Here is a 16,589-nt window from a genome sequence, read left to right as displayed (position 1 = left end):
GTCCTCTGGACTGACCTTTACCGTAAACTCTAAGCCACCTTTCTTCGCGTAAGTTAGGGTCAGGACTCATTGATCAGAGCCAAAAGATGACGGCGGCTGCGATGCAGATGGCTGACAAGAAGGTATGGGCGCATCGGTCGTAGCGTGTATGGATGCGCCGCCAGTCCTTCAGCCTGCCGAACATGTTCTCGATCTTGTGGCGCTGGCGATAGAGCACACGATCATGCTCGATCGGCGTCTTGCGATTGGACTTCGACGGAATGCATGCCGTGATGCCGCGCGCGGCAAGCGCCTGGCGGAACCAGTCGGCGTCGTAGCCCTTGTCGCCGAGCAACTGCCTAGCGGGCGGTAACGCATCGAGCATCAATGCAGCGCCCTTGTAATCGCTCATCTGGCCTTCGCTGAGCAGCAGGATGACGGGACGTCCCTGACCATCGCATACGGCGTGCAGCTTCGAGTTCAGGCCGCCCTTGGTGCGCCCGATACGCCTGGGAACAGGCCCTTTTTAAAAAGGCTCGCAGCGGTGCGATGCGCCTTTAAATGCGTGGCATCGATCATCAACCGGGATGGTTTGCCGGCCTTGCGGGCCAGTTCGGCGAAGATTTTATTGAACACGCCGAGCCGGCTCCAGCGCACGAACCGATTGTAGATGGTCTTGTGCGGGCCATACTCGCGCGGCGCATCGCGCCAGCGCAGCCCGTTTCTGATGACGAAGATGATGCCGCTGATCACCCGCCGGTCATCGACCCTCGCGATCCCGTGCGATAACGGAAAATACGGTTCGATCCGGCGCATCTGCGCCTCTGACAGCAAAAACAAATCAGTCATGGCGGCGTCTCCCTCACGACACCAGTGAATCAGCCAATCAGGCAAACCGCAAGAAAATTAATGGGTCCTGATCCTAGCATTACAGTTGCCGTTTTGATTTGAAGTGAGCGCGCTGAGCGGCAGCCTGGTGAGCCCTGCGCCAGCAAGACCATGCGATGATGTGTGCGGGTTGGATCCGCTTTCGCGCGAGTCGGATGGCAACGCGGCGAATTTCCTGGATCGACCAACGGATCAGTGGCGGCGTGGTGATGCTTTGGCTTTTGCCGGCGGGCGGCGTTTGGTTTTTTTGGGTGGCGGATTAGCGCGATGTCGGATCGCCGCCATCATGGCGAAGGCGAGCATCACCAGGGACACATGACGGTGCCACCCATGCCAGGATCTGCTCTCGTTGTGATCGAGGCCGAACTCGTTTTTCGCGGTTTCAAAGCTGTCCTCGATTGCCCATCGATGGCCTTCAACCGCGACCAGCGTTTCAATTGATGTGCCTGCTGGACACCAGGTGGTGAAGAAGGCGAGGTCATCGTCGGCGATGCGACGGCGGATCAGGAGACCGCGCGTCCACACACCATCATTTGTGCGGTTGAACTGACCGGCCTCGAGATCGGCCAATTCGAGATAACACCAGTCGTGCAGCCGCGGCCCTTTGGTTCCGGCTCCCGCCGACAGGCGCTTCCAGTCAGATGAGCGCCGCGTCCGGGCGATGTCTGCAGCCGTCCCGGCGACCGGCGATCGCTTGCCCCAGGATCGAAACACATGAGCGCTGCTGACCCCAAGCACGTAGCCTTTGCCTGCCCGACGCAGTTGCTGTTCGATGTCGCCAACACCGTAGACGGTATCACCGGCAACCCACTTGAATGGGACAGACGCGGCTATCGCGCGTGCGATCATTCTTGTCGCAAGCTTCGGTTTGGTCGCAAAGCCGACGTCGGCAGGCACATATGCGGCTTTTAGACGGTCGGGATCGTCGGTCCATTCCTTCGCAAGATACAACGCCCGATCGATGAACGCATGACCATGACGCGAAACGTAGGTCGCGAAGACCCCGATCTGGCAGTTCGTAATCTTCCCTGCCGAACCCGTGTATTGCCGCGCCACGCCGCAGGACGCTTTGCCCTGCTTGAGAAAGCCGGTCTCGTCGATCACCAGCACCGCATCGTCATCCGCCAGATGCTCGATGACATAGTCGCGCACGATATCGCGCAGGGCATCCGCGTCCCAATCTCCACGACCCAGAATGGCCTGCTGCCGCCAGGGGCCAGGATCGCCTGCCGCCTCGGCGCGCATCCAACCGGTCTTGCGCGGCTCGTCTCCGAGCAGGCCTTCCAGGAACAGGCCGGCATTCGCTGCAATACGCTGTTGCGTGAACAACGGACGTATCCGCTGCTTGATTTCTCGAAGCGACGCCGCCCACAACGCAAGCGTCTCCTCAATCGACGCTGCTTGCGTCCATGATCTCCGAATCATGGTTGCCTATGGATTCAGACGTCTCTCAAAAAGGCAACTGTAGTGCTAGGTGGAGAGCTGTAGATGCTATTCCATTGTCATTATCTGATTTATTGCTTAGTGAAACCAATACTGCATATACGCGCGCGCTCGGCTTCGCGCCGACTGTAATGTAAGCATCTTGAAGATATGAGGCTATCGACGGCTTACAACGTGATTCTTGCGCCTCGGAAATGCGCAATGCCAACCGCGACGTTCGCAAATTAAATAGTGAAAGAGCAAACGCCACCCAGCCGGCAATTGCACTGGCAACCGCTGCCCAAGCTTGTGCGCTCCAATTTATGTCGAATCCGAGAAAGGTCATCTCAATTTAACTGCGGTGCAAATAGTCGTGCGCAGTAATTCTATATCATCACTAACGCGGTTCGCATCGGTAACTAGTTAACTTTACGACTAGTGCGCCACATGGGATTGATTGTTTTCGCTGATCACAGCCGTCGCTTCCCTCTCTCCCGCAGCGCCGGATGATCCTGCTCCGGTGGCAAGTTCGCGTCGATCACGAGGTCCAGCGCCTCCTTTGGCGCGCGGTCGATGTCGACGCCGCCGCGGCGCATGTCCTTGAGCGCGGCGCGGATCGCCTGATCCTGCGCGAGGGTCTGCTGTCCCGTGCGTGACGGGCCAAGGAAAGCCCAGCGGCGCCTGTTACCCTGCGCCGCCAGCTTTGCCATCTTCACGACCTGGAACGCCCGCATCAGTGTGTCGAGATCGGTGTCCGGGTTGTCCTCAAGCTCGCGGACCATACGCTCGGCAATCGCAAGCAGCCTCACCGTTAGTGTGCTCAGCTTCTGCCTCGGCCCGGCGCGCCAGAGCGGCACATCGCAACTCGAGCGTGGCGCTAATGGCGGACGCGTCCAGCCATAGCTGCGCTTCCAATGCGAAATGGTGGGTTCACAGACGCCGGTCCTCTCCCGGATTTCGGCGTAACTCAGAGTCGTCTGCTCGAACAGGTGGCGGACCGTCTTGACTGTCAAATCGTCCCACGCGCGCCGGGTGGCCTGTGACTCCGCGGGATCGGCTTCGATCCATTGGCCGGCCCCTCAGTCGGTTCGTCCGGTTTGACGCGGAGGCGGGCGAGGGCGGGAGGAATGTGCGGTGGGGCCATGCCGTGGAATATAATCCTATCACCCGGCGGCGGCAAGGGCGGGTTGAGCTTACGTCCCCGCCTCGTGGGCACCTGCGCGCGTTAGGGGAGTGCCCGCTAATCCGGCATTCGTTGCTCACATTCTGGTCAATCGTTCGCCGGCCGCGCCGATTTTCTCAGGTCAATCGCTGTCTTGTCCATGGCACGGGCATTGCTTGGCCATTGTCCCAGACGTTTTCAGAACGGGAGGCAATGATGAAGCGGTCCGACCTCACCGAGAAGATTCTCGACATCAAGCGCGAGAAGGAATGGAGCTGGAAATACATCGCCGGCGAGATCGGCGGGTTTTCGGAAATTCTGATCGTCAGCGCGTTGCTCGGCCACATGAAGCTGACCAGGCCGCAGGCGGCGGCGGCCGGAAAGCTGTTCGGCCTCTCCAAGGCGGACATCGCGATGCTCAACGAGGTGCCGATGCGAGGGCAGGGCACGCCGATGCCGCCGACCGATCCGCTGCTCTATCGCCTCTACGAACTGGTGATGATCAACGGACCGGCGCTGAAGGCGCTGATCGAGGAAGAGTTCGGCGATGGGATCATGTCGGCGATCGACTTCGACCTGGAGATCGCGCGCGTCGCCAATCCCAAGGGCGACCGCGTCAAGATCGGCATGAGCGGAAAATTCCTGCCGTTCAAGTATTACGGCGCCACTGGGAATAATCTGGAGTATGGCTTCAAGGAGGAGTGAGCACCCTCCGCACCACCGATCGTCATCGCCCGGCCAAGTGCGCAATTGCGCACAAGGACCGGGCAATCCAGAGCGCGGAATACTGGATCATCCGCTTTCGCGGATGATGACAGCTTTCCCGATAATTTCGAACGGCGCGGTTACGTCCCCGCCTTCACCTGCGTAATCGCCTGCGCCATCAGCGTGTCCATCTGGGCGCGGAGTTCCTGTTCGGTGAGCGCGACGCCTTTGGCGGTAAGGTCGCGCATCACCTTGTGAACCACGTCGTTGTCACCGGGCTGTTCGAAGTCGGCGGCGATGACCTCCTTGGCATAGGCGCTGGCGGCATCGCCGGCGATTCCGAGCTTGTCCGCGACCCACAGCCCCAGCAACTTGTTGCGGCGGGCCTCGGCCTTGAATTTCTGCTCCTCGTCGAGCGCGTACTTCTTCTCAAAGCCTTCTCCGCGCTTATCGAATGATGTGCTCATGGCCCTTACGTCCGGTTCCATTATTGCCGGGCTGCCGAACCGGCCTTGTTGCGGCGGTTCGACATCCTAGATCACATTCTAGATAGGGAATGGCCGATCCGGGAACAACGGGCGCAAGGTCGCAGGGAGTACGGTAAAACTTCGCGCATGATCGACTGCATTGATTGTGCTGGATGGCTCAATCGGCTAGGTTGCGGGCGGGCTCGGTTCTTGTTCTGTTTCCTGTTCTTGTTCAAGATCCCGGCCTTCGCGGCAGCTCCGCCACGGGTCACATCGAACGCTCGGAGCACACCAACTTCATGGATTTCAACAACACACGGTACATCCCAATGAGCCGTCGGCGTCGCATTTACGAAGGCAAGGGCAAGGTGCTTTACGAAGGACCGGAGCCCGGCACCCTGATTCAACACTTCAAGGACGACGCGACCGCGTTCAATGCCAAGAAACATCAGGTGATCGAGGGCAAGGGCGTCCTCAACAACCGGATTTCGGAGTACCTGTTCCAGCACCTCAACGACATCGGGGTGCCGACCCATTTCATCCGCCGCCTCAACATGCGCGAACAACTGATTCGCGAGGTCGAGATCGTGCCGCTCGAGGTTGTGGTCCGCAATGTCGCGGCGGGGTCGCTGTCGCAGCGGCTCGGCATCGAGGAAGGCACCCAGCTACCGCGCTCGATCATTGAGTTCTACTACAAGAACGACCAGCTCAACGATCCCATGGTGTCCGAGGAGCACGTCACGGCGTTCGGCTGGGCGACGCCGCAGGAGATCGACGACATCATGGCGCTGGCGATCCGCGTCAACGATTTCCTGACCGGGCTGTTTCTCGGCATCGGCATCCGGCTGGTCGACTTCAAGATGGAATGCGGCCGGCTGTTCGAGAACGAGATGATGCGAATCGTCGTCGCCGATGAAATATCCCCCGACTCGTGCCGGCTGTGGGACATCAAGTCGAACGAGAAGCTCGACAAGGACCGCTTCCGTCGCGACCTTGGCGGGCTGCTTGAAGCCTACACCGAAGTCGCGAAGCGGCTCGGCATTCTGATGGAAAACGAGCGGCCGCTCGGTGCCGGCCCGGTGCTGGTGAAGGGATGATTTCCCCCTCTCCCCTTGCGGGAGAGGGTGGCGAGGGAAGCGAGCCGGGTGAGGGGTTCGGCACTTCGCTGTTGCCATACCCCTCACCCGGTCCTCATGTCGGAAGCGACATTCGGGCCACCCTCTCCCGCAAGGGGAGAGGGAAAAAACGGGCTACGTTTTAAGATGAAGGCACGCGTCACCGTTACCTTGAAAACCGGCATCCTCGATCCGCAGGGCAAGGCGATCGAGGGGGCGCTGAAGTCGCTCGGCGTCGATGGCATCGCCAGCGTGCGCCAGGGCAAGGTGTTCGACATCGAACTCGCCGGCGCCGACAAGACGAAGGCGGAAGCCGCGCTCAAGGCCGCCGCCGACAAGCTGCTCGCCAATACCGTGATCGAGAACTATCGCGTCGAGGTTTTGGGCTAGGCGACGCACGACATGAAATCCGCTGTCCTCGTCTTTCCCGGCATCAATCGCGAGCGCGACATGGCGCGCGCGCTGAAACTCATTTCGGGGCGCGAGCCCGCCATGGTGTGGTACGCCGAAACGTCTCTGCCAAAGGGGACCGATCTTGTGGTGATGCCGGGCGGCTTCTCCTACGGCGACTATCTGCGCTGTGGCGCCATCGCCGCGCGCTCGCCGGTCATGGACGCGGTGCGCAAATTCGCAGGCGATGGCGGGCTGGTGCTCGGCGTCTGCAACGGTTTTCAGATTCTCTGCGAGTCCGGGTTGTTGCCGGGCATCCTGATGCGCAATGCGGGGCTGAAGTTCATCTGCCACGACGTGCATCTGCGAGTCGAACGCTCGGATACGCCGTTCACGCGCGGCTACAATGCCGGGCAGGTGATCCGCGTGCCGGTCGCGCATGGCGAGGGCAACTACGCTGCCGACGAGGAGACCATCCGCCGCCTCGAGGGCGATAGCCGCATTCTCTACCGTTATTGCTCGCCATCAGGTGAGATCGGCGACACGCACAATATCAACGGCGCGGCGCAATCCATCGCTGGCATTGTCAACGCGCGCGGCAACGTGCTCGGCATGATGCCGCATCCGGAAAATCACGTCGAAGACGTCATGGGCTGCACCGACGGGCGCGGGCTGTTTGCAGGCCTCGTCGCGCATCTGGAACGGGCGGCGTAAACGCCACGATGACAAGCGAGGTTGCCCAAAGCCTCTTTAACAAAATGCGCAACTGGCGATACGTCGTCGAAAAGCTCGACAAGAATTTTATGAAATGAACCGCAACGATCCTCCGATCACCCCCGAACTCGTCGCTTCGCACGGCCTCAAGCCGGACGAGTACGAGCGCATTTTGAAGCTGATCGGCCGGACGCCGACATTCACCGAACTCGGCATCTTCTCGGCGATGTGGAACGAGCACTGCTCGTACAAGTCGTCGCGCATCCATCTGCGCGGGCTGCCGACGAAAGCGCCGTGGGTGATCCAGGGTCCCGGCGAGAACGCCGGCGTCATCGACATCGGCGACAGGCAGGCGGTGGTGTTCAAGATGGAGAGCCACAACCACCCGAGTTATATCGAGCCCTATCAGGGCGCGACCACGGGCGTCGGCGGCATCCTGCGCGATGTTTTCACCATGGGCGCACGCCCCATTGCCTGCCTCAACGCGCTGAGCTTCGGCGATCCGTCGCATCCGAAAACACGGCACCTTGTCGGCGGCGTGGTCGCGGGCGTCGGCGGTTATGGCAACTCGTTTGGGGTGCCGACGGTCGGCGGGCAGGTGCGCTTCCACACCCGTTACGACGGCAATATTCTCGTCAATGCCATGGCCGTCGGTCTCGCCGACGCCGACAAGATCTTCTATGCGGCGGCGTCAGGCGTGAACATGCCGATTGTCTATCTCGGCTCCAAGACCGGCCGCGACGGCATTCACGGCGCCACCATGGCGTCGGCCGAATTCGACGACGCGAGCTCCGAGAAGCGCCCAACCGTTCAGGTCGGCGATCCCTTCGCCGAGAAGCTATTGCTGGAAGCCTGCCTTGAAATCATGGAAGCGGATTGCGTGATCGCGATCCAGGACATGGGCGCGGCGGGCCTGACGTGTTCGGCGGTGGAAATGGGCGCCAAGGGCGATCTCGGCGTCGATCTCGATCTCGACAGCGTGCCGACGCGCGAGACCGGCATGAGCGCCTACGAGATGATGCTCTCGGAATCGCAAGAGCGGATGCTCATGGTGCTGAAGCCAGAAAAAGAAAAGCAGGCGGAGGCGATCTTCAGGAAGTGGGGGCTCGATTTCGCTATCGTCGGCACCACCACGCCGTCGCAGCGCTTCGTGGTCAGGCACGGCGGCGATGTGATGGCCGACCTGCCGATCAAGGAGCTTGAATCCGAGGCACCGCTGTATGACCGGCCGCATGTGCCGTCGCCGCAACTGCCTTTCGTTCACGCCCGCGACGTTGCGCCGCCTTTGCCGGTGGCCGATGCGCTGGAAAAGCTGATCGCGACGCCCGAGTTGTGCTCGAAGCGCTGGGTGTGGGAGCAGTACGATCATGTGATCGGCGGCAACACCGTGCAGCGTCCCGGTGGCGATGCGGCGGTGGTCCGTGTCGAGGACGGGCCAAAGGGCCTTGCGCTCACTGTCGACGTGACGCCGCGCTATTGCGAGGCCGATCCGTTCGAGGGTGGCAAGCAGGCGGTGGCGGAAGCCTGGCGCAACATCACCGCAGTTGGCGGCCGCCCGCTTGCGATTACCGACAACCTGAACTTCGGCAATCCGGAACGGCCCGAGATCATGGGCCAACTCATTGGTTGCCTGAAGGGCATCGCGGCGGCCTGCACCGCGCTGGATTTCCCGGTCGTGTCCGGCAACGTCTCGCTCTACAACGAAACAAACGGCCGCGGCATTTTGCCGACGCCCTCGATCGGCGGCGTCGGGCTGCTCGACGATTTCACGAAGTCAGCATCGCTTGCCTTCAAGGCCGAAGGCGAGTGCATCCTGCTGATCGGCGAGACTCAGGGTTGGCTCGGTCAGTCGGTTTACTTGCGCGACGTCTGTGGGCGCGAGGAGGGGGCGCCGCCGCCGGTCGATCTCGCCGCGGAAAAACGCAACGGCGATGTCGTGCGCGGCATGATCCATGCGGGGACGGCGACGGCGGTTCATGACATCTCCGACGGCGGACTTCTGATTGCGCTCGCGGAAATGGCGATGGCGAGCGGCATCGGCGCCGCGCTCGATGCCGCACCGGAAGCGATCGTGCCGCACGCCTGGTGGTTCGGCGAGGATCAGGCCCGCTACATCGTCACCGTGCATGAAAACGATCTGCTGAGCGTTTTCACCAAGCTCAAGGCGGTCGAGGTGCCTTGCGTCCAGATCGGCTTGACCGGCGGTCACGAAATCGCCATCGCCGGCGAGCGCGCCGTCCACGTCAAGGCCTTGCAGCATGGCTTTGAAGGCTGGTTGCCGGACTACATGGCCGGGAAGAGCTGAGACAGCTACAGGATCCAGATCGTTGATGGACGTGGGAAGTCGTCATGCCCGGACTTGATCCGGGCATCCATCGCGAAAAAGAGGATGGATTGCCGGGTCAAGCCCGGCAATGACGAGCTATATCTTCGTGATAATGCAAGCTTGCTCTACAGCACCCGCTTGGCGCCGGGAATCCGGCGCAGCGCCGCCGTGCTGGCCCAACTCGCCAGTAGCGCGCCAATGAACGCCACGCTCGCCTTGACGATGGCCGGCCAGTTCATGTCGAACATCCAGTATTGCAGCCACAGAATATAGGCGTAGTGCACCAGGAAGATGCCGTAGGCATCTGGCTGCAGGGAATCGAGGATGCTGAAGCCGGATCGCCTGAAGCGGAGGAAGAAGGCGAGGATGGCGAACATGATTGCGGCGCTGAAGGTTACAAACATCATGCCGTAGAGCAGTTGGTACCACGCCGGAAGCACTTCGGAATTTCCGAGGGTCTTGCGCTCGATATAGATCAGAACCCAGAGCAGGCAGTAGGGGACAAGCGTCGTGACGATCCAGCCGGCTCCGCTTTTGGCGAGACGGCTGCCAACGCCGAGCAGGCCCCGGCTGAAATTCGCAGCGCCGACGCCGGCGCCGGCGCCGAAGAAGAAATAGGCGGCGTAAAGCAGAACGCGGCTTTTCTGCACTGAAAAGGGTCCGAATTCGAACCAGGTGGAGGAGCCGAAATAAATCAGCGATGGCAGATAAAGCGCGGCTGTCGTCACGACCAAGCAGATGAAGAACTTTTCGGGTCGCTCGGAACTTGCGAGCGACAGCCGGCTGACGCGATCGAGCATCCGCGGCGCGACGCGGTACAGCATGCAGGCCGACAGATCGAACAGGAGCAGCACCCAGATGAACCAGATCGGTCCGCTCGGCCAGGGGCCGACAGTGACGGTCTTCCACCAGAACTCCGCAAAGCGGATATCGGGAGTCTGCCGCAGCGCGATCGCATAATAGGCGATCGGAATGACCGTCAGGGCGGTCACGGCGGACGGCAGGCCGAGCCGCAGCAGGCGGTCGCGGATATACTTTCCGGGTTTCTTGTGGCCGAGGCTTGGCCAGACGAACAACCCCGACAGGAAGAAGAACATGGCCATGAAGAAGCTGTCGGTGGCGAGCAGGATCGCGTCGAAACCGATCCAGGATTTGGCGTCGGTGTGGCCGAAATAGGTGTAGGGCATCACCGCATGATGAACGAGCACGGTCAGGGTCAGGACGGTACGGATGCGGTCCAGCGCCAGATTTCGCGAGACCGCGACGGGAATCGCGGGCGCCTCGGTCGGCACAGCCTCCTCTGCAATCGACATCATAGGTTCCCAACACGTGATGACCGGGCTTGGATCGTGACCCTGTTGGGGATAAGATCCCGGTATCAGCGATTGCGGCTATGGCCAGAACGGCGTTGCGCAGTTCCAGACCGCATTTTCGATCGCGCCGCTGTCGCTAATGACGCTGGTTTGGATCTTCCTTGTAGGGACAATGCGTCGCGGGGGCGGTCCGCGACAATGCTCCAGACTTGCGTCCTCGCGTGGCATATATTGGACCACCGTAGCCCGTTGAGGGCCATGTCGTGGTTGCACCGGCGTCATTCGCGACCGGATGGTCGGCGTCCGGCACCTTCGCCAGCGGCCCTCTTGCGGTTAAAAGGTTGATGCAAATATAGGGCCGACCGGCGTGACGGGACGGGATGACCAAGCTAAGTTGAGCAATTGTCGCGCAGATTCCGGTGCATGATTCGGGACGTGGCGGATTTGGGAGAGCTTTGATGGCGATGGAAGCGCGGGATATCGAATCGATGATCAAGGAAGCGATCCCGGATGCCCAGGTGATGATCCAGGACCTCGCCGGCGACGGTAACCACTACTCGGCGACCGTGATCTCCGAGTCGTTCCGCGGCAAATCGCGCGTGCAGCAGCATCAGATTGTCTATCAGTCCCTCAAGGGACAGATGGGCGGCGTTCTCCACGCGCTGGCTTTGCAGACTGGGGTTCCGGAGTAACCCGCCCGCGCCGTCGCAGAGGAGTCGATGCCGCGAGCCAACGACGATGGAAGGCTTCTGCGGGAACGCAGTTCGAGCCACCACAACCGTGTGACCTACGTCGAATTGTTTTTCGACCTGGTATTCGTCTTCGCGATCACGCAAATCTCCCACACGCTGCTTGTGATCCTGATGATCGTCGCGGCGTGGGAGGCGATCTCGCTGGGATCGGAATCGCGCCGGTCGGAAAATAATGGTTAGTGCGTTTCATACTTGAGATGGAAACAGTCGTGCCCGGACTTGATCCGGGCATCCATCTTCTTTCGAAAATTGATGGATTGCCGGGTCAAGCCCGGCAATGACGAAGGAATGACATCAACAGTGAGTTCGATTCCGTGTGAACGAGCAGCGGCTCAGGACCTCAGCGCGTGAACCGAAAACATCCCGTCGGGGTCGGTCCATGACGCCGTCGGCGTCCAGCCCGAGCCCTTCGCCAGGGCGGTGAAGCGGTCGAGGCTGTATTTGTAGCTGCTTTCGGTGTGGATGCTCTCGCCGGTGCGGAACGCGAAGCTGCGGCCCTGCAAGCGGACGGTCTGCGGTCTCTTGCTGACGAGGTGCATCTCGATCCGGTGGCGCTCGCGGTTGTAGATCGCGCGATGGGTGAACGCGGACAGGTCGAAATTGCCGCCGAGTTCGCGGTTGATGCGAACCAGCACATTCATGTTGAATCGCGCGGTAACGCCGGCGGAATCGTTATAGGCATTGTACAGCATCCGTTCGTTTTTCTCGAGGTCGACGCCGATCAGCATGTACGCGCCTTCGCCAAGGATGTCGCGGGCTCCATGCAGAAAGCGGCTGGCTTCATGGGGCTCGAAATTGCCCAGCGTCGAGCCCGGGAAGAAGCCCACCTTCGGCATCGTCCGGACCGGATCGGGTAGAATGAACGGCGCGGTGAAATCGGCTGTCACCGGATAGATCTGGAGGTGCGGGAAGTCCTTTCGCAGTCCTCGCGCCTGCGCGTTGAGAAAATCCCCCGATATGTCCACTGGCACATAGGCGGCGAATTCACACGCATCCAGCAGCAGCCGCGCCTTGGTTGCAGCGCCGGCGCCGAACTCCACCAGCGCCGCATGTTCCGGAAGGATCGCAGCGATATCCGTCGCCCGGTCGCGCAGGATGCCGAGTTCGGTGCGGGTCGGATAGTATTCCGGCAACCGGGTGATCTGCTCGAACAGTTCGGAACCGGTGACGTCGTAGAAATACTTCGGCGAGAGTTGTTTCGGCTGTTGCGTCAGTCCCGCGATGGCATCGCTGGCGAATGCCGGCGTGGTTTCGTCGGATCGGGGTGCCCCGGCCAAAGCGGCAGCGTGCAGATTCATGACAGTCTCCCGGGCGCGTCGCAACGCATTTGAGTTGACGATGATCAAACGCCGTAGTCGGCGAGGCGCAGACCGGTGAATTGCCAGCGGTGATGCGGATAAAAGAAATTCCGGTAGGTGATGCGGCTGTGCCGCTCCGGTGTCGCCAGCGACGAGCCGCGCAGTACGAACTGGTTGGCCATGAACTTGCCGTTGTATTCGCCGAGCGCGCCCTCGGTCGCGCGATATCCGGGATAGGGCGAGTATGAGCTTCGCGTCCATTGCCAGACGACGCCGAACGCGTCGTCGAGTTGTCCCGCTCGCGCCGCGACCTCCCATTCCATCTCGGTCGGCAAATGCTTGCCGCTCCAGCGCGCGAATGCATCGGCCTCGTAATAGCTGAGGTGGCAGACCGGCACATCGGGATCGACCGGCCGCAAACCGCCCAGTGTCATGACCTGCCAGCCATCGCCGGTCTTGTACCAGTAGCCCGGCGCTTCCCACTCCTCGTTGTTGGCGGCGGCGAAACCGTCCATCAGCCACAACGTCGCGGTGCGATAGCCGCCGTCTTCCATGAAGGCGAGCCAGTCCGCGTTGGTGACGAGATTGCGTGCGAGCTTCACCGGCCCTACGAGGACGCGGTGCGCGGGTTTCTCATTGTCGAAATGAAAGCCGTCGCCCTGATGTCCGATGGTGTGGATGCCCTGGTTCAGCGTGATCCAGCCGCCGACGCCCGTACCCGGCGTCGGGAACCTCCACGACGCATCATAGGCAGGCGAAATCGGATTTTGCGCGAACGCATGCAGAATATCCGTCAGCATCAATTCCTGATGCTGCTGTTCGTGATTGAGGCCGGCTTCGACCAGCGGCGCCAGCCCGGCCAGCATTTTGTCGTCCGCGTCGTGGAAGAATTTGACGACCGCGGCATCGACATGCCGGCGATAGGCGGTGACCTCTTCGGCACCGGGGCGGGTGATATGGCCACGCTGGGCGCGGGCATACCTCGGACCGGCGCTGACGTAATAGGAATTGAACAGGAAGGCGTAATCGGGATGGAACGGGACGTAGCCGGGACTGTGCTGGCCGAGCAGGAATTGTTCCCAGAACCAGGTGGTATGGGCGCGGTGCCATTTCGCCGGACTGGCGTCCGGCATTGACTGCACCATTTGATCTTCCGGCGACAGCGGCCCCGCGCGCCGCTCCGTTTCGCCCCGGACGGCGAGAAATGCATCTGTCAGGCGGCCGGCCAACGTCCCTGAACTGGAAAATAGCGACGGATTCGGAGCGGCCATTGTGGTCGCGGCAGACGCTGGATTCGTCACGGAAATCTCCGGTTTGGGAGAGAACGTTGCTCAGGACGATGGGTTCCGCAGAACGACTTACCCCGCATGGCCCTCCTAGATGGGTGCCTCGCGCCGGATTTAAAGACGACGGGCCCCGATCTGTTCGCGGGCCGTCGGTGTCTTGACTGTCTGAGTGTCTTGACCGTCTGAAAGGCATGGGGATCGGATATGAGCTCCCCGGCAATTTACTTTATTGCACAACGGTTTTCGGGTTATACATATCGCAATTGGGAGGGGCCACTCGCGGCCCTGTGAACTTGCGGCCATAAGGATGTGATGATGAGCATTAAGGAAACCATTGAGAACGAACTGAAGTCGAACGACGTTGTGCTGTTCATGAAGGGCACGCCGCAATTTCCGCAGTGCGGTTTTTCGGGGCAGGTGATTCAGATCCTCGATCACGTCGGCGTCGGCTACAAGGGCCTGAACGTGCTCGAATCCCCCGACCTGCGCGACGGCATCAAGTCGTACTCGAACTGGCCGACGATCCCGCAGTTGTACGTCAAGGGTGAATTCGTCGGTGGCTGCGATATCGTCCGTGAGATGTTCCAGGCCGGCGAGCTGCAGAAACTATTCGCCGACAAGGGCATTGCGTTCAACGCACCTGCGTCTGCCTGACGACGGCCGGACGCGTTATCGGTCCGCAGCGACTGGACGTTATCGTTGCGGACCTCACGACGCTGGACGTTGATGCGATCGTCAACGCAGCGAATGAATCCCTGCTCGGCGGCGGCGGTGTTGACGGCGCGGTCCATCGCGCCGCAGGGCCGCGCGGAGTGCCGGACGCTCAAGGGATGCGCGACCGGGGACGCCAGGATAACCGGCGGTTACAGGCTCCCGGCGCGGCATGTCATTCACACGGTCTGGCGGGGCGGCCGGTCCGGCGACATCACCAAGAGCGAACCCGACGACGACTGATCGCATCTCGATGCCGCAATAAAAAAAGCCCCGGATATCCGGGGCTTTTTTTTGAACTGAGACGGTAGGGATCAGCGCGAATAGAATTCGACGATCAGATGCGGTTCCATCTGCACCGCGAACGGCACATCCGCAAGGTGCGGGATGCGGACGAACTTCGCGGTCTGCTTGTTGTGATCGGCATCGATGAAATCAGGCACGTCGCGTTCGGCGAGCTGGTTGGCTTCCAGCACCAGCGCAAGCTGCTTCGATGCGTCCTTGATCTCGATGGCGTCGCCGACCTTGACCTTGTAGCTCGGGATGTTGACGCGGCGGCCGTTGACCTTGACGTGGCCGTGGTTGATGAACTGGCGCGCGGCGAACATGGTCGACACGAATTTCGCGCGATAGACCACGGTGTCCAGGCGGCGCTCGAGCAGGCCGATCAGGTTCTCACCGGAATCGCCCTTCATACGGGTCGCCTCGACGTAGATCGCGTAGAACTGGCGTTCGGAAATGTTGGCGTAGTAGCCCTTGAGCTTCTGCTTGGCGCGGAGCTGGGTGCCGAAGTCGGAGAGCTTGCCCTTGCGGCGCTGGCCGTGCTGGCCGGGGCCGTATTCGCGCTTGTTGACGGGGCTCTTCGGGCGGCCCCAGATGTTCTGGCCCATACGGCGATCGATCTTGTACTTCGCCTCATTGCGCTTAGTCATCGCGTCCTCTTGTCAAAATTTACGGGGTGAGGAAACGCGCCCTCCTGTGCGCCGGGACAACTCCCGGAGCCGACAGGCCCCGACCATAAGCTTGATGGGCAGGGCCACGGGTCGCGAAACGCAACGCGGGCCAAAACCGGCCCGCGTGCAGGCGTTTTCTAGGGATAAACCGCTCCCCTGTCAAACCAAAGCAGAGGCAATCTCGACCCGAAAACGCCTGTTTCGGGTCGGGCAATCGAACGCGAACCAACCCGCGGGGGTTGGGTTCCGGATGTGTAACTCCGGCCGGCAATGCCCGGTTCAGGCCGGCACCCGGCCGCCGAAGAACGGCGCCAGCGCGTCCGTCAGCGTGTGGGAGCGGCCTGAGGTAAAGATCATTTCCGGCGGGAATTCGCAGCCGCCGTTGTGGCTCGGCCCGAGCAGATCGACAACGCGCCGGGCAATCGCAGGCGCCGGGTCGATCCAGGCCACCGGCCATGGCGCAAGCCTGACCAGCCGGTCGAGCAGCAACGGGTAGTGCGTGCAGGCGAGCACGACGGCGTCGGTGCGCAGTTCTCCGCCGTCGGCGGCCGGGACGAAACAGGGCGCGATCTCGCTCACGATATCGGCGTCGCTGACGGGCTTGCCGCGCAGGGCGTCCTCCGCAAGCCGGGCGAGGTGCGCCGCGCCGACCAGTGTCACGGTGCAGGCCCGGGCGTGATCCCGGATCAACGCCTGGGTGTATTCGCGCTGCACGGTGGCCCGGGTACCGAGCACCGAGACGCGCTTGGTTTTTGAGGCCGCGCAGGCCGGCTTGATCGCGGGAACCGTGCCGACGAACGGCACCGAATAGGCGGCGCGCAACGGCCCCAGCACCGAGACGGACATCGTGTTGCAGGCGATCACCGCGAGGTCGGGGGTGTGGGTGGCAATCAGCTCGCCGACAAGCGGCACCACGCGGGCGATGATTTCATCTTCGCAGTGGTGGCCATAGGGAAAGAAGGCGTCGTCGGCGACATAGACATATCGTGCGCCGGGCAGGCGTTTGACGATCTCCCGCAGCACGGTGAGACCGCCGAGGCCGGAATCGAGGACGAGAATGGTGGGAGTGTCTGCCACGCGAGAATTTTAGGACGGTCGGGTTACCACG

Annotated in this window: 17 protein-coding genes and 2 pseudogenes; 9 read left to right on the top strand and 10 right to left on the bottom strand. The window is 61.5% G+C overall.

The annotated features are described in order from the left end of the window. Positions 1 to 73: 73 nt before the first annotated feature. The 4 genes from V4R08_RS05855 to V4R08_RS05840 all read right to left on the bottom strand — a co-directional run bounded on the left by V4R08_RS05855 (position 74) and on the right by V4R08_RS05840 (position 3,302). A protein-coding gene (locus V4R08_RS05855) for an IS5 family transposase (RefSeq protein WP_335577532.1) occupies positions 74 to 828 on the bottom strand; the annotation gives its coding sequence in 2 pieces (ribosomal slippage) (positions 74 to 495 and positions 495 to 828; 756 coding nt in all). A 231-nt stretch (positions 829 to 1,059) separates the two neighbouring features. Continuing rightward, positions 1,060 to 2,292, bottom strand: a complete 1,233-nt coding sequence (locus V4R08_RS05850) for an IS701 family transposase (RefSeq protein WP_335577531.1) — start codon at positions 2,290 to 2,292, stop codon at positions 1,060 to 1,062. Positions 2,293 to 2,317: 25 nt separating this feature from the next. Continuing rightward, positions 2,318 to 2,635, bottom strand: coding sequence for a hypothetical protein (locus V4R08_RS05845; protein ID WP_335578485.1), 318 nt, complete (start codon positions 2,633 to 2,635; stop codon positions 2,318 to 2,320). Positions 2,636 to 2,759: 124 nt separating this feature from the next. Further along, positions 2,760 to 3,302, bottom strand: coding sequence for a hypothetical protein (locus V4R08_RS05840; protein WP_335578484.1), 543 nt, complete (start codon positions 3,300 to 3,302; stop codon positions 2,760 to 2,762). A 365-nt stretch (positions 3,303 to 3,667) separates the two neighbouring features. On the opposite strand from V4R08_RS05840, the gene cynS reads away from it, so the two are divergent. Beyond that, complete coding sequence (gene cynS / locus V4R08_RS05835; protein WP_335578482.1) at positions 3,668 to 4,156, top strand: cyanase; 489 nt, start codon at positions 3,668 to 3,670, stop codon at positions 4,154 to 4,156. Between the two features lie 140 nt (positions 4,157 to 4,296). On the opposite strand, the gene V4R08_RS05830 is transcribed toward cynS, so the two are convergent. Continuing rightward, the gene (locus V4R08_RS05830; RefSeq protein ID WP_335578481.1) at positions 4,297 to 4,623 is read right to left on the bottom strand and encodes a DUF1476 domain-containing protein; all 327 of its coding nucleotides are present in this window, start codon (positions 4,621 to 4,623) and stop codon (positions 4,297 to 4,299) included. Between the two features lie 329 nt (positions 4,624 to 4,952). Between V4R08_RS05830 and purC the strand changes: the two genes are divergently transcribed. The 4 genes from purC to purL all read left to right on the top strand — a co-directional run bounded on the left by purC (position 4,953) and on the right by purL (position 9,147). Further along, a complete protein-coding gene (purC, locus tag V4R08_RS05825) occupies positions 4,953 to 5,720 on the top strand; it encodes a phosphoribosylaminoimidazolesuccinocarboxamide synthase (RefSeq protein ID WP_335578480.1) in 768 nt (255 codons plus the stop codon). A 165-nt stretch (positions 5,721 to 5,885) separates the two neighbouring features. Then, positions 5,886 to 6,128, top strand: a complete 243-nt coding sequence (purS, locus tag V4R08_RS05820; RefSeq protein WP_335578479.1) for a phosphoribosylformylglycinamidine synthase subunit PurS — start codon at positions 5,886 to 5,888, stop codon at positions 6,126 to 6,128. A gap of 12 nt (positions 6,129 to 6,140) precedes the next feature. Further along, a complete protein-coding gene (gene purQ, locus V4R08_RS05815) occupies positions 6,141 to 6,842 on the top strand; it encodes a phosphoribosylformylglycinamidine synthase subunit PurQ (protein WP_335578478.1) in 702 nt (233 codons plus the stop codon). A 94-nt stretch (positions 6,843 to 6,936) separates the two neighbouring features. Continuing rightward, a complete protein-coding gene (purL, locus tag V4R08_RS05810; protein ID WP_335578477.1) occupies positions 6,937 to 9,147 on the top strand; it encodes a phosphoribosylformylglycinamidine synthase subunit PurL in 2,211 nt (736 codons plus the stop codon). A gap of 146 nt (positions 9,148 to 9,293) precedes the next feature. Here the strand turns inward: purL and V4R08_RS05805 are convergent, their stop codons facing one another. Next, complete coding sequence (locus V4R08_RS05805; protein WP_335578476.1) at positions 9,294 to 10,484, bottom strand: acyltransferase family protein; 1,191 nt, start codon at positions 10,482 to 10,484, stop codon at positions 9,294 to 9,296. A 455-nt stretch (positions 10,485 to 10,939) separates the two neighbouring features. Here V4R08_RS05805 and V4R08_RS05800 point away from each other — a divergent pair, with 455 nt between their 5' ends. Continuing rightward, entirely contained in the window at positions 10,940 to 11,173 is a 234-nt protein-coding gene (locus V4R08_RS05800; protein ID WP_335578475.1) for a BolA/IbaG family iron-sulfur metabolism protein, read from the top strand. A gap of 27 nt (positions 11,174 to 11,200) precedes the next feature. Next, positions 11,201 to 11,335: pseudogene (locus V4R08_RS05795) on the top strand (low temperature requirement protein A); the annotation flags it as partial. A 230-nt stretch (positions 11,336 to 11,565) separates the two neighbouring features. On the opposite strand, the gene egtD reads toward V4R08_RS05795, so the two are convergent. Next, positions 11,566 to 12,531: an L-histidine N(alpha)-methyltransferase gene (egtD, locus tag V4R08_RS05790; protein ID WP_335578474.1), complete on the bottom strand. Its 966-nt coding sequence runs from the start codon at positions 12,529 to 12,531 to the stop codon at positions 11,566 to 11,568. 44 nt (positions 12,532 to 12,575) lie between these two features. Then, positions 12,576 to 13,832: an ergothioneine biosynthesis protein EgtB gene (gene egtB / locus V4R08_RS05785; protein ID WP_442935632.1), complete on the bottom strand. Its 1,257-nt coding sequence runs from the start codon at positions 13,830 to 13,832 to the stop codon at positions 12,576 to 12,578. Positions 13,833 to 14,132: 300 nt separating this feature from the next. Between egtB and grxD the strand changes: the two genes are divergently transcribed. Continuing rightward, entirely contained in the window at positions 14,133 to 14,471 is a 339-nt protein-coding gene (gene grxD / locus V4R08_RS05780) for a Grx4 family monothiol glutaredoxin (RefSeq protein ID WP_335578473.1), read from the top strand. Beyond that, positions 14,426 to 14,771 (top strand): annotated as a pseudogene (locus V4R08_RS05775) (macro domain-containing protein). The gene grxD and the pseudogene V4R08_RS05775 overlap by 46 nt, the downstream one beginning before the upstream one ends. Before the next feature lie 71 nt (positions 14,772 to 14,842). Here V4R08_RS05775 and rpsD read toward each other — a convergent pair. Both rpsD and murI read right to left on the bottom strand, forming a co-directional pair. Next, entirely contained in the window at positions 14,843 to 15,460 is a 618-nt protein-coding gene (gene rpsD, locus V4R08_RS05770) for a 30S ribosomal protein S4 (RefSeq protein WP_335578472.1), read from the bottom strand. A 300-nt stretch (positions 15,461 to 15,760) separates the two neighbouring features. Further along, positions 15,761 to 16,558, bottom strand: a complete 798-nt coding sequence (murI, locus tag V4R08_RS05765) for a glutamate racemase (protein WP_335578471.1) — start codon at positions 16,556 to 16,558, stop codon at positions 15,761 to 15,763. Between the last annotated feature and the right edge of the window lie 31 nt (positions 16,559 to 16,589).

Origin of the sequence: Nitrobacter sp. NHB1, from assembly GCF_036964665.1 — a bacterium.
Lineage (GTDB): Bacteria > Pseudomonadota > Alphaproteobacteria > Rhizobiales > Xanthobacteraceae > Nitrobacter.
Note: the sequence above shows the minus strand (reverse complement) of the source record. Positions and strands in the feature narration are given on the sequence as shown.

What these genes read in the sequence shown, in the direction of transcription:
- V4R08_RS05850 (WP_335577531.1), bottom strand. Translation starts at nt 2,292, where the DNA reads ATGATTCGGAGATCATGGACGCAAGCAGCGTCGATTGAGGAGACGCTT.
- V4R08_RS05845 (WP_335578485.1), bottom strand. Translation starts at nt 2,635, where the DNA reads ATGACCTTTCTCGGATTCGACATAAATTGGAGCGCACAAGCTTGGGCA.
- cynS (WP_335578482.1), top strand. Translation starts at nt 3,668, where the DNA reads ATGAAGCGGTCCGACCTCACCGAGAAGATTCTCGACATCAAGCGCGAG.
- V4R08_RS05830 (WP_335578481.1), bottom strand. Translation starts at nt 4,623, where the DNA reads ATGAGCACATCATTCGATAAGCGCGGAGAAGGCTTTGAGAAGAAGTAC.
- purC (WP_335578480.1), top strand. Translation starts at nt 4,953, where the DNA reads ATGAGCCGTCGGCGTCGCATTTACGAAGGCAAGGGCAAGGTGCTTTAC.
- purS (WP_335578479.1), top strand. Translation starts at nt 5,886, where the DNA reads ATGAAGGCACGCGTCACCGTTACCTTGAAAACCGGCATCCTCGATCCG.
- purQ (WP_335578478.1), top strand. Translation starts at nt 6,141, where the DNA reads ATGAAATCCGCTGTCCTCGTCTTTCCCGGCATCAATCGCGAGCGCGAC.
- purL (WP_335578477.1), top strand. Translation starts at nt 6,937, where the DNA reads ATGAACCGCAACGATCCTCCGATCACCCCCGAACTCGTCGCTTCGCAC.
- V4R08_RS05805 (WP_335578476.1), bottom strand. Translation starts at nt 10,484, where the DNA reads ATGATGTCGATTGCAGAGGAGGCTGTGCCGACCGAGGCGCCCGCGATT.
- V4R08_RS05800 (WP_335578475.1), top strand. Translation starts at nt 10,940, where the DNA reads ATGGCGATGGAAGCGCGGGATATCGAATCGATGATCAAGGAAGCGATC.
- egtD (WP_335578474.1), bottom strand. Translation starts at nt 12,531, where the DNA reads ATGAATCTGCACGCTGCCGCTTTGGCCGGGGCACCCCGATCCGACGAA.
- grxD (WP_335578473.1), top strand. Translation starts at nt 14,133, where the DNA reads ATGAGCATTAAGGAAACCATTGAGAACGAACTGAAGTCGAACGACGTT.
- rpsD (WP_335578472.1), bottom strand. Translation starts at nt 15,460, where the DNA reads ATGACTAAGCGCAATGAGGCGAAGTACAAGATCGATCGCCGTATGGGC.